20 protein-coding genes and 1 pseudogene are annotated in these 21,565 nt (G+C 63.3%); 11 read left to right on the forward strand and 10 right to left on the reverse strand.

Annotation, left to right across the window (positions count from 1 at the left end; genetic code table 11):
• Positions 1-160: 160 nt before the first annotated feature.
• The 3 genes from LHFGNBLO_RS27745 (at position 161) to LHFGNBLO_RS27755 (ending at position 3,918) form a co-directional block, all read left to right on the forward strand.
• A complete protein-coding gene (locus LHFGNBLO_RS27745; protein WP_258602467.1) occupies positions 161-1,108 on the forward strand; it encodes a substrate-binding domain-containing protein in 948 nt (315 codons plus the stop codon).
• A gap of 225 nt (positions 1,109-1,333) precedes the next feature.
• Positions 1,334-2,905 carry a sugar ABC transporter ATP-binding protein gene (locus LHFGNBLO_RS27750; protein WP_258602468.1) on the forward strand — a complete coding sequence of 524 codons (1,572 nt, stop codon included), beginning with the start codon at positions 1,334-1,336 and terminating at the stop codon, positions 2,903-2,905.
• On the forward strand, positions 2,902-3,918 hold the full coding sequence (locus LHFGNBLO_RS27755) for an ABC transporter permease (protein ID WP_258602469.1): 1,017 nt from the start codon (positions 2,902-2,904) through the stop codon (positions 3,916-3,918). The genes LHFGNBLO_RS27750 and LHFGNBLO_RS27755 overlap by 4 nt, the downstream gene beginning before the upstream one ends.
• A 23-nt stretch (positions 3,919-3,941) precedes the next feature.
• On the opposite strand, the gene LHFGNBLO_RS27760 is transcribed toward LHFGNBLO_RS27755, so the two are convergent.
• Both LHFGNBLO_RS27760 and LHFGNBLO_RS27765 read right to left on the reverse strand, forming a co-directional pair.
• Positions 3,942-4,160 carry a hypothetical protein gene (locus tag LHFGNBLO_RS27760; protein WP_258602470.1) on the reverse strand — a complete coding sequence of 73 codons (219 nt, stop codon included), beginning with the start codon at positions 4,158-4,160 and terminating at the stop codon, positions 3,942-3,944.
• A 153-nt stretch (positions 4,161-4,313) separates the two neighbouring features.
• Positions 4,314-5,741 carry a LuxR C-terminal-related transcriptional regulator gene (locus LHFGNBLO_RS27765; protein ID WP_258602471.1) on the reverse strand — a complete coding sequence of 476 codons (1,428 nt, stop codon included), beginning with the start codon at positions 5,739-5,741 and terminating at the stop codon, positions 4,314-4,316.
• Positions 5,742-5,904: 163 nt separating this feature from the next.
• Here LHFGNBLO_RS27765 and LHFGNBLO_RS27770 point away from each other — a divergent pair, with 163 nt between their 5' ends.
• From LHFGNBLO_RS27770 to LHFGNBLO_RS27795, 6 genes and pseudogenes are all read left to right on the forward strand, one after another.
• Positions 5,905-6,153, forward strand: a complete 249-nt coding sequence (locus LHFGNBLO_RS27770) for a DUF1127 domain-containing protein (protein WP_258602472.1) — start codon at positions 5,905-5,907, stop codon at positions 6,151-6,153.
• A 119-nt stretch (positions 6,154-6,272) separates the two neighbouring features.
• Positions 6,273-6,863 (forward strand): DUF922 domain-containing Zn-dependent protease, encoded by a 591-nt coding sequence (locus LHFGNBLO_RS27775; RefSeq protein WP_258602473.1) that lies wholly within the window; start codon positions 6,273-6,275, stop codon positions 6,861-6,863.
• 188 nt (positions 6,864-7,051) lie between these two features.
• Positions 7,052-8,138, forward strand: a pseudogene (locus LHFGNBLO_RS27780) (ABC transporter ATP-binding protein).
• Positions 8,139-8,177: 39 nt separating this feature from the next.
• Positions 8,178-9,503 carry an ABC transporter substrate-binding protein gene (locus LHFGNBLO_RS27785; RefSeq protein ID WP_258602474.1) on the forward strand — a complete coding sequence of 442 codons (1,326 nt, stop codon included), beginning with the start codon at positions 8,178-8,180 and terminating at the stop codon, positions 9,501-9,503.
• A 203-nt stretch (positions 9,504-9,706) separates the two neighbouring features.
• Complete coding sequence (locus LHFGNBLO_RS27790) at positions 9,707-10,558, forward strand: carbohydrate ABC transporter permease (protein ID WP_258609929.1); 852 nt, start codon at positions 9,707-9,709, stop codon at positions 10,556-10,558.
• A gap of 1 nt (position 10,559) precedes the next feature.
• Entirely contained in the window at positions 10,560-11,468 is a 909-nt protein-coding gene (locus LHFGNBLO_RS27795; protein ID WP_258602475.1) for a carbohydrate ABC transporter permease, read from the forward strand.
• 33 nt (positions 11,469-11,501) lie between these two features.
• Here the strand turns inward: LHFGNBLO_RS27795 and LHFGNBLO_RS27800 are convergent, their stop codons facing one another.
• The 5 genes from LHFGNBLO_RS27800 to LHFGNBLO_RS27820 all read right to left on the reverse strand — a co-directional run bounded on the left by LHFGNBLO_RS27800 (position 11,502) and on the right by LHFGNBLO_RS27820 (position 16,999).
• Positions 11,502-12,206 carry an SDR family oxidoreductase gene (locus tag LHFGNBLO_RS27800; protein ID WP_258602476.1) on the reverse strand — a complete coding sequence of 235 codons (705 nt, stop codon included), beginning with the start codon at positions 12,204-12,206 and terminating at the stop codon, positions 11,502-11,504.
• 135 nt (positions 12,207-12,341) lie between these two features.
• On the reverse strand, positions 12,342-13,445 hold the full coding sequence (locus LHFGNBLO_RS27805) for a flavin-containing monooxygenase (RefSeq protein WP_258602477.1): 1,104 nt from the start codon (positions 13,443-13,445) through the stop codon (positions 12,342-12,344).
• 96 nt (positions 13,446-13,541) lie between these two features.
• Positions 13,542-14,354, reverse strand: coding sequence for a class I SAM-dependent methyltransferase (locus LHFGNBLO_RS27810; protein ID WP_258602478.1), 813 nt, complete (start codon positions 14,352-14,354; stop codon positions 13,542-13,544).
• 63 nt (positions 14,355-14,417) lie between these two features.
• Complete coding sequence (locus LHFGNBLO_RS27815) at positions 14,418-14,837, reverse strand: VOC family protein (RefSeq protein ID WP_258602479.1); 420 nt, start codon at positions 14,835-14,837, stop codon at positions 14,418-14,420.
• Between the two features lie 104 nt (positions 14,838-14,941).
• Complete coding sequence (locus LHFGNBLO_RS27820; protein WP_258602480.1) at positions 14,942-16,999, reverse strand: hypothetical protein; 2,058 nt, start codon at positions 16,997-16,999, stop codon at positions 14,942-14,944.
• A 212-nt stretch (positions 17,000-17,211) separates the two neighbouring features.
• Between LHFGNBLO_RS27820 and LHFGNBLO_RS27825 the strand changes: the two genes are divergently transcribed.
• Positions 17,212-18,414 carry an MFS transporter gene (locus tag LHFGNBLO_RS27825; RefSeq protein ID WP_258602481.1) on the forward strand — a complete coding sequence of 401 codons (1,203 nt, stop codon included), beginning with the start codon at positions 17,212-17,214 and terminating at the stop codon, positions 18,412-18,414.
• 679 nt (positions 18,415-19,093) lie between these two features.
• Positions 19,094-19,282: a hypothetical protein gene (locus LHFGNBLO_RS27830; protein WP_258602482.1), complete on the forward strand. Its 189-nt coding sequence runs from the start codon at positions 19,094-19,096 to the stop codon at positions 19,280-19,282.
• Positions 19,283-19,342: 60 nt separating this feature from the next.
• On the opposite strand, the gene LHFGNBLO_RS27835 is transcribed toward LHFGNBLO_RS27830, so the two are convergent.
• From LHFGNBLO_RS27835 to LHFGNBLO_RS27845, 3 genes are all read right to left on the reverse strand, one after another.
• Positions 19,343-19,948: a sulfotransferase family protein gene (locus LHFGNBLO_RS27835; RefSeq protein WP_258602483.1), complete on the reverse strand. Its 606-nt coding sequence runs from the start codon at positions 19,946-19,948 to the stop codon at positions 19,343-19,345.
• Between the two features lie 37 nt (positions 19,949-19,985).
• Positions 19,986-20,888 (reverse strand): VOC family protein, encoded by a 903-nt coding sequence (locus LHFGNBLO_RS27840; RefSeq protein WP_258602484.1) that lies wholly within the window; start codon positions 20,886-20,888, stop codon positions 19,986-19,988.
• 223 nt (positions 20,889-21,111) lie between these two features.
• Positions 21,112-21,396 (reverse strand): hypothetical protein, encoded by a 285-nt coding sequence (locus LHFGNBLO_RS27845; protein ID WP_258602485.1) that lies wholly within the window; start codon positions 21,394-21,396, stop codon positions 21,112-21,114.
• Positions 21,397-21,565: the final 169 nt, after the last annotated feature.

Genomic DNA, 21,565 nt, shown 5'->3' on the forward strand with positions numbered 1-21,565 from the left:
TCTCCGCGCCGGCGCCGAGCGGAGGAGACGTCGCGGTGGACCGGCTGGAGCGCCTCGCGTCCCTTGGGCGCTCACAGGACACTCCATTTTTGAATCGACGCCTGCCCCTTCCCGAAACCACTCCCGGTTTCGGAGGCAGCGTTTCTGTGGAGGATATCAGATGAACAGACGTGAATTTCTACTGTCGTCCGTGGCGATGGGCACATTGGCGCTGGCGGTTCCCTCGGCCTTTGCCCAGGACAAGCTGACCATTCTCGGTTCGGTGCCCAATCTCGGCTTCCCGTTCTTCGTCCACATGCTGAACGAGATCAAGGCAGAAGCCGAGGCGCAAGGCGTCAACCTGACCGAGAGCGACGGCCAGAACTCGGCGCCGAAGCAGACAGCCGATATCGAGGCGGCGCTGGTGCAGAAGGTCAACGCCATCGTCATCTCGCCGCTCGACGTCAACGCGCTGGCGCCGGCAATCGAGGAAGCGGTCAAGGCCGGGGTTCCGGTGGTCACCATCGATCGTCGCGTCGACGGCGTCGAAGGCATCCTCGCCCATGTCGGCGCCGACAACGTCAAGGGCGGCGAAGCCGAGGCGCAGGCCATGGTGGCGGCGTTCCCGAACGGCGCCAAGCTGTTCCATCTGCAGGGCCAGCCAGGTGCGGGCCCGGCGATCGACCGCAACAAGGGCGTCCACAACGTGCTCGATCCCCTGAAGGACAAGTATCAGATCATCTTCGAGCAGACGGCCAACTTCGCCCGCGCCGAGGCGCTCTCGGTGACCGAGGCCGGCCTTGCCGCCAACGGCAAGCCGGACGCCATCATCTGCGCCAATGACGACATGGCGCTCGGCGCGCTCGAAGCCTGCGCGGCGCGCAACTTCACCGACGTCAAGATCTACGGCTTCGACGCGCTTCCCGAGGCGCTGGTCGCCGTGCGCGACGGCAAGCTGGCCGGCACGGTCGAGCAGTTCCCGGGCGAGCAGTCGCGCACCGCCGTGCAGATCGCGGTCGCCTATGCCAAGGACAAGACCGAGCCGAAGGAAAAGCTGGTGCTCTTGACGCCGATCGTCATCGGCAAGGACAATCTCGACAAGGCTGAGAGGCTGAACGAGACGAAGTAGTCATCGGCAAGGCCGGCGGGACAGCACCCCCCTCTGCCCTGCCGGGCATCTCCCCCGCAAGGGGGGAGATCGGTTGCCGTTTCGGTTTTCGCCAACCACCAATGCTTGAGGGTGGGCGGAACGTGGAAGCTTTCAATCTCCCCCACGAGGGGGAGATGCCCGGCAGGGCAGAGGGGGGTGTTCGAGCGCAAACCGTGGGGTGTCGTGCGGAGAGGAATTTTGTCCGTGGCTGAAGTCGCCAAGTCGTCACAGAGCCCCGCCCTGCTCGCCGTCGAGGGCGTGACCAAGCACTTTTCCGGCGTCACTGCGCTGAGCGACGTCTCGCTCGAGGTTCGCCCCGGCGAAATCCTCGGCCTGCTCGGCGAGAACGGCGCCGGCAAGTCGACGCTGCTCAAGATCCTGTCGGGCGTGATGCCGCCCTCCAGCGGCCGCATCGTTTTCGATGGCGCCGAATTCCGTCCGGACAATCCGCAGGACGCCAAGCGCCTCGGCATCGTCACCATCTACCAGGAACTGAGCCTGATCCCGACGCTGACGGTGGCGGAAAACATCTTTATCGGCCGCGCGCCGCTCGGGCCGTTGGGGCTGGTCAGTTGGCGGAAGATGGAGGAAGACTCCCGCGCGATCATCGCCCGCGTCGGCCTCAACATCGACCCGTCGACCCCGGTGTCGGCGCTGTCGGTCGCCGAGCAGCAACTGGTCGAGATTGCGCGGGCACTGTCGCTGAAGAGCCGCCTCATCATCATGGACGAGCCGACCTCGGCGCTGACCGAAACCGAAGTGCAAAAGCTGATGTCGATCATGGACCGGCTGCGCAAGGACGGCGTCGCCATCATGTTCGTCACCCACCGACTGGAAGAGGCCTCGGCCATCTGCGACCGCATGACGGTGCTGCGCGACGGCAGGCTGGCCGGGCACCTCGACCGCGAGGGCGGACCGATCAAGCTGCCAAAAATCATCGAGAAGATGGTCGGGCGCGCCGCCTCCGAACTCTATGCCAGGCCGACGCAGCGCGACGCCGCCGGCGATGTCAGGCTCTCCGTGCGCGGCCTGCGCACCGTGCGCGATCCGCAGGCGCCGCACGCCATCGTGCTCGAAGGCGTCGATCTCGATCTCAAGGCCGGCGAGATTTTGGGCGTGGCGGGCCTCGTCGGCTCCGGCCGCACCGAGCTTGCGCGCGCCATCTTCGGCGCCGACCGCATTGCCGCCGGCACCATCACGCTGGACGGCAAGCCAATTGCGCCGGCGTCACCCGCCGATGCCATCGCGCTCGGCATCGGCCTGGTGCCGGAAGACCGCAAGCACCAGGCGATCTTTGCAGCACTTGGCATCCTCAACAATTTTTCCATCGCGGCGCTCAGCCACTACAGCAACGCTGCCGGCTTCATGGCCGAGCGGCGCGAGCGCGAGGCGCTTTCGACCTATCGCAAGACGCTGTCGATCCGCATGGCCTCGCCCGAGCAGGCGATCGAAGGACTGTCCGGCGGCAACCAGCAAAAAGTCATCCTGGCCCGCTGGTTGGCACGCGACCCAAAAGTGCTGATCGTCGATGAGCCGACGCGCGGCGTCGATGTCGGCGCCAAGGCCGAGGTGCACCAGATCCTGGTGCAGTTGGCGGCACGCGGCATCGCCATCATGATGATCTCGTCGGAATTGCCCGAGGTGCTTGCGGTGTCGGACAGGATCGTCACCATGCGACGCGGCCGCATCACCGGCGAGATGCCCGGCATCGAAGCGACAGAGGAAAAACTGATGGAACTGATGGCGCTCGACCAGAAGCAGGAAGCGACGCAATGACCAGCACGACCGAACCGAGCCAGCGCGGCGGCATCAATGTCGCGCGCCTGTTGATGAGTTTTGGTCCGTTGATGTTCCTGGCGGTGCTGATCGTCGTCTTCACCGTGCTGAAGCCGAGCTTCATCGACCCGATCAACCTGTTCAACATCCTGCGGCAGATCTCGATCACCGGGCTGATCGCGCTCGGCATGACCTTCGTCATCCTCACCGCCGGCATCGACCTGTCGGTCGGCTCGCTGCTGGCCTTCTGCGGCATGGTCGCGGCGGTGGTGGCCAAGGGCGGCACCGCCAACACGCTGTCGCTGTCGACAACGGGCACGCTGGGCTATGGCTGGTTCGCAGCCCTTCTCGCCGCCGTCGCGGTCGGCGCCATTGCCGGCGGGGTCCAGGGCTTTGCCATCACCCGGCTGAAAGTGCCGCCCTTCGTCGTCACGCTTGGGGGACTGACCGTGTTTCGCGGCCTGACGCTGACCATCTCCAATGGCGGCCCGATCTCCGGCTTCGACGCCTCGATGCGCTGGTTCGGCACCGGGCTGATCGGCCCGGTGCCGGTGCCGGCGATCATCTTCGCGATAGCGGCGATCCTGTGCCACATCGTGCTGCGCTACACGCGCTACGGCCGCGCCGTCTACGCCGTCGGCGGCAATGCCGAGGCCGCACGCCTGTCTGGCCTGCGCGTCGACCGCATCCTGATCTCGGTCTATGTCATCGTCGGCTTCTTCGCCGGCCTTGCCGCCTTCGTTTTGTCGGCGCGGCTGAATTCCTCGGAGGCCGTCGCCGGCATCGGCTACGAACTGACGGTGATCTCGGCCGTGGTCATCGGCGGCACGTCGCTGTTCGGCGGCATCGGCAGCGTCGGCGGCACCGTGGTGGGCGCAGCACTGATCGGTGTGCTGCAGAACGGGCTGCAGTTCAACAACGTCTCGTCCTACACGCAGAGCATCGTCATCGGCCTGATCCTGATCCTCGCCGTGGCCTTCGACCGCTGGCTGAAGTCGCGCGTGCGGCGATGACGGTCAGGTAGCGACGCCGGCGCCTACGGCTCGTCCTCGTCGTCCGGTGCCTCGAGCAGGTCGATCAAGGCCACCACCCTTGCCGACGGCAGAGGACGGCCCTCGTTGACCAGCGCCTCGTCGGCGCCGATCCAGGCAAAGGCCTCGCGCAACTCCTCGATCGTCGCGCCCGAAGAGGCGATGTCGGCGATGACGGTCTCGTCCACCGGCCCCAGAACCGAAATGATGTCGTCATGTGTCATGGTCACCTCCATGGCCGGTCCAACGTCGAGATGACGGCAGGTACCAGCAACAGGACAGTTTCTGCCAACAAGACAGAATCTGGGTCTTGGCGCGTTGCGGACAATAGGCGGATCGAAATTGCCGGATGGGCTCGTTTTTTGGATCGGCAGGCTTCAGCCGAGCTTCGCCAGTTTGGCGGCGTGGCGAATGGCCAGCGCGGCATCCGGGTTGCTCACGGGATAGCCGGCGATGAAGCGCTCGACCGAAAACTCGGGAAATTCGGTATGCAACCGGGCCGCCAACCCGGCCGCCTCCAAGCCCTCCCCAACCGCCGCGTGGGCCAACGCCAGGAACATCAGCATGTTGGCAGAATCCGGGGCGCCCCTGTGTAGCGATGCGATGGCCTCACGATGTCTGCCGGCGGCGAACAGGACGCGACCCTGCATCCCGAAATACCAGGATGGCGTCAGCGGATTGAGGCGCATGGCGCGCTCGATGAGCGGGATTGCCTCGGCCGGATCGCCTGCGACCAGCGCTCTGCTGCCGGCCAGCAGCGCCAGCGTGTCGGCATGATTGGAGCCGTATTCGAAGGCGCGCCGATAAGCACGCTCCGCCGCTTCGAGATCGCCCAGGCATCCCATGAGATCACCCAGGCAAGTTTGAACGCTGCCATCCATCGGGTCGAGCCGAAGCGCATTTTCGACCGCCGCCCGCCACCTCTCGATCGCTCCCGTCAGATCGCCCCCCAAGCCGTGACAGGACTGAATCGAATAGGCGTAGGCGAGCTCGATCCAGGCCCTGGCGAAGGTGGGATCGAGCTCGAGCGCGCGTGAAAACAGCCTGATCGCTTCCGCGTTGCCGGCGCGGCTAAAGGTGTTGTGCTGTTCGACGCCAAGCAGATAGAGATCATAGGCGCGCAGGCTGGCCGGCGGCTTGCGGCGAACCGCGTTGCGCCCGACCGTGGCGATCGCTCCACCACAACCAGCCAGCACGTTGATGACGCTTTCGGTCAGGCTGTCCTGCAAGCTGAAAACGTCCTCGACCGGGCGGTCGAAGCGCTCGCTCCACAGGCTGACGCCATTCAGCGCATCGGCCAGTTCGATCGTCAGACGAATGCGCCGGTCGTCGGCGCGCAGCTGGCCCGACACGATATAGGCAGCGCCAAGTGCCTTGCCGTCGGCGGCGAAATCGGCGGGCTTGCTGCCCAGCGACTTCATGGTGTGGAAACCGATGACCGGGAAATCCGCGTAGCGCGCAAGGTCGATGGTGATGTCCGACGACAGGCCGTCGGCGAAGCGACGCCAGCGCTCTTCGGAACTCAAGCATTCGATCGGAAACATGGCGAGCACCGGCGACGCGTCGGCCAGCGAAGGAGCCAGCCCCATGCGTGCGACGCCATTGATGTGCGATGCAAGCGCGATCTTGTTGTTGACGCCAAGCTTTTCGTAGATCGCGGCGAGATGGGTGCGGACGGTCGAGGGGGCGATGAACAGCGCCTCGCCAATCTCGCGATAGGTCAGCCCCGAGGCAAATCTTTCCGCCACCGCGCGCTCGCGGTCCGATAGCGCGTCAGCCGGTGAAGACGTCGCGATGCGGTTCATGAAGAAACTTCCTGCCATCTGATCGGCATGGTTTCAACTGTTGCCGACGCAGAATACTACAAATGCGGGACCCCAAACACCGCATCTGTCCGATGGCGCGATCGCCCTCCGAGGCCGAAGCTTCTCGCATGCCCTCCGAACAGGGCCGCCGAGGAGCAAAACGATGAAAACCATGCTGACCACCGTATCCGAGCTTTTCGATGTCGTGCAGCTCGACCCTCGCCAACCGCCGGCCAGCGCGATCAGCCGCGCTGAGCGCCGGCCGGGCCTGATTACGATATGGATCGAGCGCTCCCGGTTTCGCGATGAGCTGGCGCGCATGGCGACAGATATGCCCGAACTCATCGACGACATCGGCCTGACCATGGAACAGGCCAGGGCAGAGATCGCCAAGCCGTTCTGGCGGCGATGAGGGCCACTTTGCCGGCAGGCTCGCCAGATGCTAGCCTGCCGGCGCAACGGAAGCTGGCTTATGCAGATTGAGATCGAAGGCGTTTTTTCCCACCCGCACCCTACGTCTTTGATGTCGGCATGAAAGCAGCCATTCGTCTCTTTCTACTGGCGTTCTGCGTCCTGTCGACGCCGGCGCAGGCCGAGTGGAGGCCGGTCGAGAAGGTCGAAACCTATGCCATCTCAGGGGAGACCGGCCACGAGCTCTATGCTTCGATCGGCGAGCGCGGGCCAAAGCTCGGCATTGCGCGCGCCATCGCATACACGAATTTCAAGCTGACCTGGACGAGGGATTATCAGCCGCAAGGCGGCGCCTGCGTGCTGGTTTCGGCGCGGCCAAAGCTCATCATCACCTACACGCTGCCCAAGCCGGCCGGGCAACTGCCGCCTGCCATCGCCAGGAACTGGGCGATCTTCATCGCCGGTGTCCGGAGCCATGAAAAGGTGCATGGCGACATCATCGAGGACATGGTGCGCAAGATCGAGGCCATGAGCGTCGGCCTGACCGCCCCCGGCGACCCCGGCTGCAGCAAGATTCGGACCGAACTGACGAGGCGGCTCACCGAACTGTCGCTGGCGCAGCGGCAAGCGAGCCGCGACTTCGACAAGACCGAACTCAGCCAGGGCGGCAACCTGCATCAGCTCATCCTCGATCTGGTGAATGGGCGGTAGGTCGTGAGTCGGATATAGTGCATCGACACTGCACGACGAAGACCGCGCATCGCCGCTTTACAGTCCGGCTTGGTAGCGCTACCGTCTCGTTGTCGCGCGGCCTTAGGGGGAGACTGGGGAGGCGGTCGCAGGCGAGAGAGGAGCGGTTTCCTTCGGGGCGTCGCAAGAAGCTGTTCGGGAGGAGATCGATGGCGTCTGTCGCGATCGGCGACGTTTACAAATCGTTCGGGACCGTCGAGGTCCTGCACGGCGTCAGTGTGGATATCGACGACGGCGAGTTCGTCACGCTGGTCGGGCCGTCGGGTTGCGGAAAATCGACCCTTCTCAGGATGATCGCCGGCCTGGAAAAGATTTCGCGCGGCGAGATCTCGATCGGCGAGCGTGTGGTCAACAACGTTTGCGCCAAAAGAGCGCGACGTCGCCATGGTGTTCCAGAACTACGCGCTCTACCCGCACATGACCGTCGCCGAGAACATGGCGTTCTCGCTGATGCTCAAGGGGGTTTCGAAAGCGGAGAGCGATGCCGGCGTTCAGCGCGCGGCCGAAATTCTGGGGCTGCTGCCCTTGCTGACTCGCTATCCGCGCCAGCTTTCCGGCGGCCAGCGCCAGCGCGTCGCCATGGGGCGCGCCATCGTGCGCGATCCGCAGGTTTTCCTGTTCGACGAACCGCTGTCCAATCTCGACGCCAAGCTCAGGGTGCAGATGCGCGCCGAGATCAAGGAGCTGCACCAGCGTCTCAAGACCACGACGGTCTATGTCACCCACGACCAGATCGAGGCCATGACCATGGCCGACAAGATCGTGGTCATGCATGACGGCATCGTCGAGCAGATCGGGCCGCCGCTGGAACTCTACGACCGGCCGAGGAACCTCTTTGTCGCCAGCTTCATCGGCTCGCCCGCCATGAACCTGATCAGGGGTGAGATCGCAACCGAGGGCTCCCCGTCCTTTCGCGCCGCCGGGGGCATTTCCGTGCCGTTGACCGCCGCGCCGGCCATCGCCAATGGCGACCCGGTGGTGCTGGGAATACGGCCCGAGCATCTGCGGTTGTCATCCGACCAGGGCATTCCGGTCACCGTCGCTGTGGTTGAGCCGACCGGGTCGGAAGTGCAACTCATCGGCCGGACCGCCGGCGGTGACGAGATCGTCGCCAATTTCCGGGAACGCCATGAATTCACGCCGGGCGAAACCATACGGCTCACCGCCGCGCCGGGCTTGATTCATCTCTTCGACGGCAAGACCGGAACGCGGTTTGAAACGCGCACTGGATGGTAAGGACCGCACTGCAAGGAAAATAAACCGGAGGAGACGACCATGAAATTCACGAGACGCGACGTAATCCGCACGACCGCAGGTGTTGCGGCGGGAGCCTTGGGAAGCCGGTTCGTCGGCTCGCCCGCCTTTGCCCAGGAGGGGCCGAAGTACAAGCCCGAGGACGGCGCAAAGCTGCGGCTGTTGCGTTGGTCGCCCTTCGTGCAGGGCGACGAGGACCAATGGTTGGCCAACACCAAACGCTTCACCGAGGCGACAGGTGTCGAGGTTCGCGTCGACAAGGAAAGCTGGGAGGACATTCGCCCCAAGGCGGCGGTTGCTGCCAATGTCGGCTCCGGCCCGGACCTCATGTTCGTCTGGTTCGACGATCCGCATCAATATCCCGACAAGCTGCACGACGTGACGGAACTGGGCGAGTATCTCGGCGCCAAATACGGCGGCTGGCATGACGGGCCAAAGCAATATGCGACACGGGACGGCAAGTTCGTCGGCCTGCCCCTGGCGACGATCGGCAATGCCATCGTCTATCGCGAAAGCTGGGTGAAGGAGGCTGGCTTCTCGGAGTTTCCGAAGGACACGGCGGGCTTCCTCGAGCTGTGCAAGGCGTTGCAGGCGAAGGGACATCCGGCCGGCTTCACCCACGGCCACGGTGTCGGCGACGGCAACAATTACGCTCACTGGCTGCTATGGAGCCATGGCGGCCAGATGGTCGACGAGAGCGGCAAGGTGGCGATCAACAGCCCCGAGACCCTCAAGGCGATCGCCTACGCGCAGGAACTCTACAAGACTTTCATTCCCGGGACCGAAAGCTGGCTCGACGTCAACAACAACCGCGCTTTCCTGGCCGGCGAACTGGGCGTCATCGCCAACGGCATTTCCGCCTACAACACGGCCAAGATCAACAAGGACAAGGATCCGAAACTGGCTGAAATCGCCAAGGATATACGCACCACCAACCTGCCGATCGGCCCGGTCGGAAAATCGGTCGAGCTGTTCCAGGTGACCTCGGCCGTCATCTTCGACTACACGCCCTACCCCAACGCGGCCAAGGCCTATCTGCAGTTCATGTTCGAGGATCCGCAGATGTCGGACTGGATCACCTCCTCGGCCGGCTATTGCTGCCAGACACTCAAGGCCTTCGACAACAATCCGGTGTGGACGGCCGACCCGAACAATGCCGCCTACGCGAAGGCGTCGGCGACGCTGCGTCCCAACGGCTTTGCCGGGCCGCTCGGCTATGCCTCGGCGGCGACCATGGCCGACTATGTCCTGGTCGACATGTTTGCCAAGGCCGTAACCGGCCAGGCGACGCCGCAGGAGGCGATGGAAGAGGCGGAGAAGCGCGCAAACCGGTACTATCGCGTTTGATCACCACACAGCCGGGCAGCCGCGATCGCGCTGCCCGGCCTGCTCCGCAACCCTGTGGCCACTGCTGACGCCGCGATGCACCAAACCTGACGAGGAGCCCGCCCATGGCCGTGCCGTCCGTTGCCGTTCAGCCGCGTTCGTCGATCCGGTCGCGGATCCTGTCGCCCCTGGCCGACAGCCGCAATGCCCTTGGCTTCGGCTTCATGCTGCCGGCGGCAGCGCTTCTCCTGGTTTTCCTGACCTATCCGCTCGGGCTCGGCGTCTGGCTCGGCTTCACCGATGCCCGCATCGGCCGCCCCGGCATCTTCATCGGCACCGAGAACTATCAATATCTGTGGAGTGACGCCGTCTTCTGGCTCAGCGTTTTCAACACGCTGCTCTACACGATCAGCGCCTCGATCCTGAAGTTCGTGCTCGGCCTCTGGCTGGCGCTCATCCTCAACGAAAACCTGCCCTTCAAATCGTTCTTCCGCGCGATAGTCCTGCTGCCCTGGGTGGTGCCGACGGTGCTGTCGGCCATCGCCTTCTGGTGGATCTACGATTCGCAGTTCTCCATCCTGTCATGGGCGCTTCAGGAAATCGGCCTGATCGACCACCGCATCAATTTCCTCGGCGATCCGGTGAATGCGCGCGCTTCGGTCATCGCAGCCAATGTCTGGCGCGGCATTCCTTTCGTCGCCATCACGCTGCTTGCCGGCCTGCAGACGATTCCGCAGTCGCTCTACGAGGCCGCCACCCTCGACGGCGCCACGCGCTGGCAATTGTTTCGCTATGTGACGCTGCCGCTGCTGACGCCGATCATCGCCATCACCATGACCTTCTCGGTGCTGTTCACCTTCACCGATTTCCAGCTGATCTATGTGCTGACCCGCGGCGGTCCGGTGAATGCCACGCATCTGATGGCGACATTGTCGTTCCAGCGCGGCATTTCCGGCGGCCAGCTTGGCGAGGGTGCGGCGATCGCGGTGGCCATGATCCCGTTCCTGCTGGCGGCGATCCTGTTCAGCTATTTCGGCCTGCAACGCCGCAAATGGCAACAAGGTGGAAGAGACTGACATGGTCATGATCAAGAGCGCCGCGACCAGGAAGGCGAAACGTTCGGACATCGACGAAGGCGGCATGGGCTATTTGCAGAGCGTGCCGCGCCGCGTGGTGACGGTCTATCTGCCGCTGCTGGTGTTCATGATCGTGCTGCTGTTTCCGTTCTACTGGATGACGATCACCGCGGTTAAGCCCAATCTCGAGATGACCGACTATGCGCAGTTCAACCCGTTCTGGGTGGTTAATCCGACACTCGAGCACATCCGCTATCTCTTGTTCGAGACGTCCTATCCGGGCTGGCTGCTCAACACGATCATCATCTCGACCGCCGCCACTTTCCTGTCGCTGCTGGCGTCGGTCTTCGCGGCCTATGCGATCGAGCGGCTGCGGTTTTCCGGGGCGCGGCAGGTCGGCCTCGGAATCTTCCTTGCCTATCTCGTACCACCCTCGATCCTGTTCATTCCGCTGTCGGTGATGGTGTTCAACCTCGGGCTTTACGACACGCCGTTCGCGCTCATCCTCACCTACCCGACCTTCCTGGTGCCGTTCTGCACCTGGCTGTTGATGGGCTACTTCCGCTCCATCCCGTTCGAGCTGGAGGAATGCGCGCTGATAGACGGGGCGAGCCGTTGGCAGATCCTCACCAAGATCGTGCTGCCGCTGTCGGTGCCCGGCCTGATTTCGGCCGGCATATTCGCCTTCACCCTGTCATGGAACGAGTTCATCTATGCCTTGACGTTCATCCAGTCGTCCGAAAACAAGACCGTGCCGGTGGGCGTGCTCACCGAGCTTGTGCGCTCCGACGTCTACGAATGGGGAGCGCTGATGGCGGGAGCGCTGATCGGCTCGCTGCCGGTCGTGGTGCTCTATTCGTTCTTCGTCGAGCACTACGTGTCCTCGATGACCGGCGCGGTGAAGGAATAGCGCGCCGGGGCATGTGGCAGGCGACGCGATGCGTCAGACCGCGCGGATGATGCCGCCGTCGACGCGGATGTTCTGGCCGGTGATGTAGCCGGCGCCTTCTGAGGCGAGGAAGGCGATGGTCGCGGCGATCTCCTCAGAGGTGCCGTAGCGCTGCATCGGCACGGAATCGCGGCGCTCCTCGGTGGCGGGCAGGCTGTCGATCCAGCCGGGCAGGACGTTGTTCATGCGCACATTGTCGGCGGCGTAGGTGTTGGCGAAGATCTTGGTGTAGGCGGCAAGGCCGGCCCGGAACACGGCCGAGGTCGGGAACATCGGGCTCGGCTCGACGACCCATGCCGTCGAGATGTTGATAATGGCGCCGGCCTTCTGCTTGACCATCTGGGGTGCCACGATGCGCACCGGCCGGATGACGTTCAGGAGATAGACGTCCATGCCGGTGTGCCACTGCTCGTCAGTGATTTCGAGGATCGGCGCGCGCGGCCCGTGGCCGCCGCTGTTGACCAGCACATCGATGCGGCCGAAGCGTTCGAGCGTCAGATCGGCGAGGCGCTGCAGATCGTCGTTCGACTGGTTGGAGCCGGTAACGCCGAGCCCGCCAAGCTCCTTGGCCAGGGCCTCGCCCTTGCCGGAAGAGGACAGGATCGCAACCTTGAAACCGTCCGCGGCCAGGCGCTTTGCCGCCGTCGCACCCATGCCACTGCCGCCGGCAACGACAACAGCTACTTTTTCTACACTCATTTTGCTTCCTTCTCCGGCTGGCGGGACTGTGCGGGTCATAAGTTCCGCGACCGGTCACGCTATACCCGCTTTCCGCCAGGAGTTCGAACCAGAAAGCCTGAAAGCTGGCTGAAGAAAAACTGCTCGATTTCCGGGCTATCTCCGCCGCGCAATATCACCAGCCACCGCCATCGCCTCCCTGCCGATTTCGCGCAGCAGGCCGGTGACCGGATTGTGGAAACCGACGAGATAGACGCCGAGCTGCGACGCGCGCGCGTTGAGGCCGCTGCGCCCGGGCTGCAACTCCGCCGGCAGGAATTTTTCGTAAGCCGGCCGGTAGCCGGTGGCGAGGATGACGGCGTCGAATGCTTCCTGCCGGCCATCGGTGAACTGGGCGCCGCGCTCGGTGAAGCGCAATATGTCCGGCGCGACCTTGATGGTGCCCTTGGTAATTGCCTCGACGGTACCGACATCGATGACCGGGATGCGCCCGACCTGGTCGATCTGCTGCAGGATGCCCTGCTTCGGCCTGACGATGCCGTATTTTTCGAGCTTGCCCAGCGCCAGGTCGAGGATGATCGGGAACAGCCAGTCGTTCACGGCCTGCGGCATCGGCCGGCTGGCGATGCCGACCATCTGGATCGGCACGCCGAACAGCTGGCGCGGCACGATGTGGACGCCCTTGCGTACCGAGATGACCGGCTGCACGCCGTTCTCGGCGAGATCGAGCGCGATCTCGGCGCCGGTGTTGCCCATGCCGACGATCAGCACCGAGCGGCCGGCAAAGGGCGCGGCCTCGGTATAATCGGCGCTATGCAGCACCTCGCCCTTGAAGGCGTCGATGGCGGCGAGCCGGGGAACGACCGGCTCGGCATTGTTGCCGCTGGCGATGACGACATGGCGCGACGTCACGCTGTCCGATCCGGTCTCGACCAGAAAATGGCCGTTGTCGCGGCGAATGGATTTCACCGTCTCGCCAAAGCGTGGCCGGAGATCGAATTTTTGCGCATAGCCGTCGAGATAGCGGACCACCAGTTCGCGCGGCACATAGCGCGGATAGTCCCTGGGAAATGGCTGGAAGGGCAGCGATGAGAATTTCTTGACGGTATGCAGGTGCAGGCGCCGATAGTGCCGCCGCCAGGCCGGCGCGATCTCCTGCGCCTTTTCGAGGATGACGAAATCGATCCCTGCCCGCTTCAGGCAGGCGCCGACCGCAAGGCCGGCGGGGCCAGCGCCGACAATGGCAACAGTCGTGTCCAAGTGAACCTCCCCTCACCCCGCAACGAGCTTGCGCAAGCGCCGTGGCGAAAGCGTGTCGTAACACGACATGCCTCGCTAAAATGTCGGTGATGCAGCCTAGACCACAGCCACGACTACGTGTGCCTGAATTTTGGCAGCAACCTCGCCGCTGCCATGTCTGGCTGCAATCGCGGATGCGGCATAGTCGGTTGCAGCTTCCAGTTTCCCCGGGTCCCTGGCCTCGATTTCGGTTCGAAGAACGGTTCCCTGGCAATAGGCAACGGCGGGCAGGCGCGGTGAGGCTGCACGGCTTTGTTCGGCCCTCGTCTCGATTACCACATGGGAGAAGCCTGCGTCTTCCAGGTCGCTGCGGATCAGCGCCGTATCGTGGTAGCCGTGCGGCGTGCGTGCCAGAAAGCGCGGTGGATCGTTCGGAAAAATCTCTGCGAGAGCATTCGTCACATCGTCCGCAAATACATTCTCCTCGATGCGATCCCAGACGTTGAACAAGAAATGTCCTCCGGGCCTCAGAACCCGCTTTGCTTCGCGGTAGGCAGATGTGCGGTCGGGAAAGAACATCGCGCCGAACTGACAACAAACGAGATCGAAGGCCGCATCTTCAAACGGTAATGCCATAGCATCGGCCTGGCGCCATTTGATGCGACTGTCGGGAGCTTGCCGCGAAGCGGCGTAGTCGAGCATTGGTTGGTTGAGGTCGGTTACGACATAGCTTGCGCCGGGGGACAGTTTTGGCGCCAGGGCGCGGGTGACAACTCCGGTGCCCGCGGCGATTTCCAAAACGGCGCTGGGCGAGAAGGACGCTGCCCGTCGTGCAAGATCCGCGGCGAACGGCTCGAAAATCAACGGTACCATATAGCGGTCGTAGTTTTCCGGAATCGAGCCGGCAAACACCTTGTCCGTTTCCAACATTGTCATCCTCCGCCGTCCGTTTGATGGCTCGCGAGACTAAGATATAGCCGATGAATCGGCGCCCTAGAATGTGATCTTCACCGAAGCAGCACTCCGTTTGGCCGGCCCATGGAACACGGCCTCGATGTTGTTGCCGTCGGGATCGAGCAGGAAGGCGGCGTAGTAGCCGGGGTGGTAGGGCCGCTCGCCCGGCGCGCCATTGTCCTTGCCGCCGCCGTCGAGGCCGGCCTGGTAAAAGGCGTCGACCATGGCCTGGTCCCTGGCCTGGAAGGCCAGATGATGGCGCCCGGTCAACTTTCCCGTGGCCGCCTGGCTGTCGGCGGTGGAAACGAACATCTCGTCGGCCCAGAAATAGTCCTCGGCCGCGCCGCCGATCGGAATATCGAGCACCTTGAAAACGGCTTCGTAGAAGCGCCGGCTGGCCGGCAGGTCTTTGACCACCAGCTGGATGTGGTCGATGAGACGGCCGCGATGAAGTTCCATGATCGATGTCTCCTGATTCAACACGATCGGAAACCTATGGTCGAGGAACGACTCGTCAATTCGGCGGAGCATTTTTGTGGCATCGCCACGCCGACTGGGTCCTGTCAGGCCCGCTTTCCGGCCACAGCAATTCGAAGTTGCCTCAGCAACTCGGCTTCCCACGCCGACGGCGCTTTCTCCATGCCACGGCCGAACCAGGCAAGGAGATGGTAGCCAAGGTCGCTCTCGGGGTTTTCCCCGAGGCCCCTTTCCTGCGCCAGCTGCAAAAGACGGTCGGCATACGCTTCAGGCGCAAATTGGCTGCTTGCCAGCTTTTCCATGCCCGCCGACTGCCAGAATGGATATGGATCGGCGGCATTGCCCAGCCGCCCCAGAAGGTAATACTCGGCCAGTTCCAGCCGCTTGCCTTCATTGCCCTCATTCCTGAGCATGAGCGGGAATATCTCCCACAAGAAGAAGTGCTCATGATCGGTGTCCATCAGCGCGCCATAGCGCAGGAGCAACGCGTTGCTGTCCCTGTCGAGCACGGCAAGAGCGCGCGCTGCGTAGCCAAAGGCGCCGATCGAGACTTCCTCCCCATAGGGTTCGCAATAGGCGCTGGTCAGCGGATCGAGGTTTCGGCAGACCGCTTCCAGCAACCGCCCGATGGCGGGCGCTGCCTCTGGACAGTTCTTTTCGACATGGGCGAAGAAGGTCTTTTCATCGAGCTTCTTGCGGCCGTCGACGAATTCGGCGCGCAGTTGATTGTCATGGGGCCGGTCATTGATATCGGGACCGATCTGCGCGGCAAGCGCATCCAGTGCCGCTATACAGGCGAGCTGATCCATGGATGTCAATTCGACGCGATAGACACTGCGTTTCTTCGCCAGCTCCTCGGCCTTTTGCGCCAGCCTCACTTCGGCTTCGGCGGTTCCATCCGCCGCGACGGGCGGGCACTCGTCTTCCAGCCGCGAGATCGTCCGGATTGCCGTTGTCGCAGGCTGCGGCGTGCCGTCGGCGATCGCGATTTCATTCTCGAACAGCATCTCGAGCCGCCGGCCATCGAGCGGCGTGGCGGACTTGAACATCGCCGCGCAAGGAAGCCAGGTGCCGGGCCGCATGCCAAAGCGCTCGAACCTGATTTTCGGCGAGTGTTTTCCATCGACACCGATACAGGCAACGAAGTTGTTTCGCTTGATCCAGAACGCCTGGCCATCCGGCTGCCAGCCGATCATGTCGTCTTCGCTGAAGGCGAAATCGGACAGATTGGAATTGACGTTGGCGTAGAAGCTTTTCTCCTCGGGCCACAGCCAATCGGCGTTCTTGTGACTGAGGTTGCGCCAGGTCGATTGCGGGTTCTCTTTCAAGAAATTCGCCAGCTTGCGGTAGATCTCGCCTCGTCTGGCAGGCCTGCCCTCCTTCCATGAATTGGTGTCCAGATTGCCTTTGTCCGGCAATTCATGTGCGGTCATCCACATTGGTGCGGCGACGGCGACGATCCGTAACGGCGATGCCTCCCAGATCTCGATCCCGAAGCTGAAATAGTCCTCGCCTTGCTGCGTGACACGCGGCAGATGCGCGTTGTCGGAGCGCAACCAATGGCGGCCGTCGGGGCTGGGCGAATGAAGGCGGTCGTCGGCATTGCTGCCCTGGCACAATGCCGTTTCGACATCGCCGGATCCAGGATCCACATGAGCCAGTCCGTAACCACGCTGACCGGTCTCGCCGATCATGGCGGCGCAGATGACGTTGCCATCGCCATCCAGCACCGCATTGCGGGTCGGCTTGATGCCGCCCGGCAGACCTTCGACGACCTTGACTACGGCCTGCTGTTCAAGGTCGACAACACGCAGATCGACCGACCGGATACCGTGGCTGACCAGATGATAGAGCAGGAGCCCGCAAGGGCTTTTCAGCATCTCATGGTTCGAATGGTCGTGCGACGGTTTGCCGTTGAAGTCGGTCGCCGAAGGCAGCTTGAGGTTCCGGCGCAGCGACCGGGTCTTGCAATCGTAGATGAACAGTCCTTCTTTGGGATCGAAAAACCAGGCAAGACCGCTCGGCGAGATGCCGTATCTGAACGGCACGTAGTGGCCCGGGCTTGGCTTCATGACCCATGGCTCCGCACCGCCGAACGTGACGGCAAAGTAATGTGTATTCTTGATGTGCTTTACGAGATCCATGGCCACCCTCTGGACGGGTTCTAAGGCGAACCGGGTTAATTTGAGGTTGGCCGCATGTTCTCGTCGGGCCTCGCGCCGACTGGATAATAAATGCAACCGGATTGTCGGATTCAAAACGCCGCCAACGTCCTTCGGACGCAAGCGGCGTGGCAAAGCTCGAGAAATGGTTGCGCCGTGTCGATAAATACTGGCTTCCGGCATGGGAGAAAAGCATGAACCTTTCCTATCGTTGGGTCATCGTCGCGGCTGGCGCGCTGATGAGCTGTGTCGCCATCGGCGTGATGTTTTCGCTGGCGATTTTCCTCGAACCGATGGCGCTCGACACCAACTGGTCGCGCGCCGGCATATCGAGCGCGATGACGCTGAACTTCCTGGTGATGGGCGTCGGCGGCTTCGCCTGGGGCGCCATCTACGATCGCTTCGGCGCCCGCCCGGTCGTCATGGTGGGTGCTGCGCTGCTCGGGCTGGCGATGGTGCTGGCCAGCCGCGCCGGCTCGCTGCTGGAATTCCAGATCACCTATGGCGTGCTCGTCGGCCTCGCGGCCAGCGCCTTCTTCGCGCCGATGATCGCGCTGACCACCACCTGGTTCGACACGAACCGCAGCCTTGCGGTATCGCTGGTCTCGGCCGGCATGGGTGTCGCGCCAATGACCATCTCGCCCTTCGCGCGCTGGCTGATCACGGCCTATGACTGGCGCATCGCCATGTTCGACATCGGCGTCATGGCCTGGGTGCTGCTGCTGCCGGCCGCACTTCTGGTACGCCAGCCGCCCACCCCTACCCCTGACAATTCTGCTTCGGCGCCTATTGCCGAAGGACACGGCATGTCGGTCGGCCAGGCGCTGCGCTCGCCGCAATTCATCGTTCTCGGCCTCACCTTCTTTGCCTGCTGTGCGGCGCATTCCGGCCCGATCTTCCATATGGTCAGCTATGCCATGCTGTGCGGCGTGGCGCCGATGGCGGCGGTCTCGATCTACAGCGTCGAAGGCCTGGCCGGACTGGGCGGCAGGCTGCTGTTCGGCGTGCTCGGCGACCGGCTGGGCGTCAAGCCGGTGCTGATCGCCGGGCTGGCGATCCAGGCCGTGGTGATCGCTTCCTATCTTGCGGTCAGCCAGCTCGAACAATTCTACGTGCTGGCCGTCATCTTCGGCGCCACCTATGGCGGGGTGATGCCGCTCTATGCGGTGCTGGCGCGCGAATATTTCGGGCCGCGCATCATCGGCACGGTGTTTGGTGCGGCGACCATGCTGTCCAGCCTCGGCATGGCCTTCGGCCCGCTCGCCGGCGGCATGGTGTTCGACGCCTATGCCAGCTATTCTTGGCTGTTCATCGGCTCGGCCATCGTCGGGCTGGGCGCGGTGGCCATCGCCATCGCCTTCCCGCCGCAGCCAAGCCGACGGATGCAGCCGGCATAGGCCAACTGGCCGCTTCGCGTGCAAGCGGCCAGCCATGTCTTCGCGGGCCTGTCCTATTCTTCGCGGGCCTGTCCTATGCGCGACGTCAGCACTCGTTGTCGACGATAGGGCGGTCGATTCCTGTCGCGTTGCGAGCCCGTCATCCCCGAGGCTTGCGCGATGACGTTTGTATGCGGTCAGCACGACGACCAATGCGCAACATCCGGCATTCAGCCCGTTGATCGCCGCCAGCATGGGGTCGTTCAGATTGACGTGGGCATAGAGTCCCGTCGTGGCGTTCGCGCCTGTCCAGAGCACCCAGGTCGTATAGGAAATGGCAGCTGCTCCGTGCCTGTCGCGGGCCACGCGCACGATCTGTGGTAGGTAAGAAACCACGCGCAAGCCATTGAAAATGGTGAACAGATAGAAGGACAGATCGGCAAGCGTCATCCGGACCCCCTGAAACAGCCCCGGACCTTCCATACAGTTTTCCAGCCCGGCGGCCTGTGAGCCGTTTCACATGCCCGCGCTGAATTGCGTGTTATGGTTGGAGCCTCAAGTCTCCTTCATCGGCCGAGACGCTTGTTCGGTGAAGGATCGACAACCCAGGGCATTTGATTCAAATCCGACGGTGGATATTTGCCATCGGGTAAAGCGAGTCAGCCATCCTTGCCGAACGGCGGGCAATAAGGAGAAGCTTATGAAGAGCGACTTTGCGGCCGCACACCTCCATCTCGAACGAGCCTGTCACTATCTGCGCGGCGATGACGGGACGAGCAGCGAAGCCCGTGCGGCGCTGGACCTTCTGATCGAGGCAATTGTCGCGGCTCAGTACACACGGTCGGCAGGAGACGTTGTGGAGTTTCCCAGATTGGCAAATCTTCGGTAGGGGGCCCTGCCCTTCAGCTTCGGCCTCGCGGATCTGGCGAAGCCGAAGCTTGGCCTTGCCTCAGCGCTGCCGGTTCATCGCCGCCTGAAATTCCCCGGTGTTGTTGCGATTGGGATAGGGCTGGTCCGGTACCGGAACGCCTAGATGCGCGCACAGGGCCTCCCAGCCGTCGCCCAGTCTGTGGACCAGCAGCCGCTCCGGCGGCACCGTCGCCAAGACCGCGGCGATATTGGCCTCGTAGACGGCGATCGCGGCCACACGATCATGCGCCTTGCCCCCGAAGACCTGCTTCGAGACCAGGGAAATGCCCAGCGATTCCTGATCCTGACTCTGGCTGATGGCTGCTGCGATCGTCTTTTCGAAACTCTGCCACCAGCTTTCCGCCGAGCGCCAGGTCAAGATGACCCTGGCGTCCGGATAGACCTTGATAAGGTCGCGCCAGTAGTGCGCCGAGGGCCAGTCCATGCACGAGGCGTAACCCGCAAACAGCGCGCTCCAGTCGGGCGCCGCACCTTTCGCCAGCGCGCGCCACAGCCGCTTCTGATCGTCGTTGGCCATGACTTCGGACATGTGATGACACGGGCCGAAGCCGAGGATCGTCAGCGCTTCGCGCATCGAGTCCGTTCCGGTGCGGCCGAAGCCCGTTCCGATCACCTTGATCGACATCTCTCCCTCTGACGGACCGGACCGACGGCACCGACCGTCAGTTGTCCGTAGCCATGATCCGCAGGCGGTTTCCCTCGGGATCGGCAAGGTCCAGCGCCCGGCCCGTCTGCTTTATGGGCAAATTGGCATGGCTCAGCCGCTGCGCGACAGCCGCGAGATCCTCTCCCGAAGGAAGCACCACCGTGAAATGCTGCAGGCCGGCCGCACGGGGTGGCGGTTCCCGCAGGTCGTCGCGGGCCCAGATGTTGAACGCGACCATGTGCCGGCGCTGATCGGTGCCGCAGTCGAACAGGCCGAACGATCTCGACTGGATGTGCGGCCTGAAGCCAAGCACGCCGAGATAAAAGGCCATCAGCGTTTCGGGTGAACGCGCGCGCATGTGAATGTGGCCGATGAAGGCATCGGCCGCCAGCGGGGGTTCGAAACGGTCGGCGCTGTCGAGTTCGCGCAGCAATCCGTCGACATCCAGCGGTTCGAGGCCGGAATGCGCGGTGCCGTCGGTGGCAATGAGGGAGACGCCGCCATCCGCCGTCTCCGCCCTGGACGCGAGGCGCTCAGGCGTGTCGAAACAGATCTCGATGCCGTTGCCGGAAGGGTCGGACACATAAAGGGATTCTGAGATCAAATGGTCCTGGGCGCTATGCCTGAAGCCGGATGCCCGCAACCGGGCGGCAACGCGGGCCAATTCCTTGCGTGTCGTGACATGGACGGCGACATGGAAGAGATCGCGCGACTTCTGCGGCAGTGGGGTGCTTGCGCCGGCGTGCAGCACGATCAGCGGCTTGCCCCCGACGCCGAGCTCGGCTGTTGCATCATCCTGGCCAAGGACCGCGAGGCCGACCGCGTCGCGCCACACCGGCAAGGCAGCGGGAATATCGACGACGCGCAAATGAACCGGACCTAGACGGGTGGCAGTGGCCAGCAATTCCTCGCTCTTCATCGCCCATTGTCCGGATTGCACCCTGCGAACATTAGCCACGAACGATATAGCTGTCTCGCGCTAAGTTGGATTGACCGCGGAGACGGTGGCCGGCTCTAAAGCGCGCCACCTCGAACTCGCCCAACTGCACGGCCGCTTCCACCGGAGGGACACACTCGCCGGAAAAAAGCGCGTCCGACACGCGCGATCAGCACGCACGAGCCGGTCGTGATGGCCCAGTGTCTCAGTTTGAAATAAGCGGAATGATGAGCACGAGGACGACTTCGATGAGGGGGATTGCCACGTAGATGGCAAGGAAGCCGGCAATCGACATCCCGATTTTGACCAGCCAGGACGAATGAGGGGTCGCCCGCCAAGCGAAAAATGCGCTCGCGACGCCCAAACCCAATGCGACAATGCCAATGACCGGAGACCGCGTCATTGGCAGCATTAGATCATCAAAGACTAGAAAGATCGCGCTAATGAAGATTAGCTGGGCCGCGAGCCCGAATAGAAACGCGCGTTTCACGCGGCCCTCCCGGTGCTGTCCTCTATCGGCATCAGGCGACGGCTTTCGCTTTGTAAGGGCCGCGCGGCCCCGGCTTCGGCGCAACTGCATCCATCTTCTCGCAAAGATCGTCCATTGACCAGAGCGTGGCTGAGACACTACCGCAGGCCGGCATTTGTGTTGGGCAGCT

Source organism: Mesorhizobium sp. AR10 (genome assembly GCF_024746795.1).
Classification (GTDB): Bacteria; Pseudomonadota; Alphaproteobacteria; order Rhizobiales; family Rhizobiaceae; genus Mesorhizobium.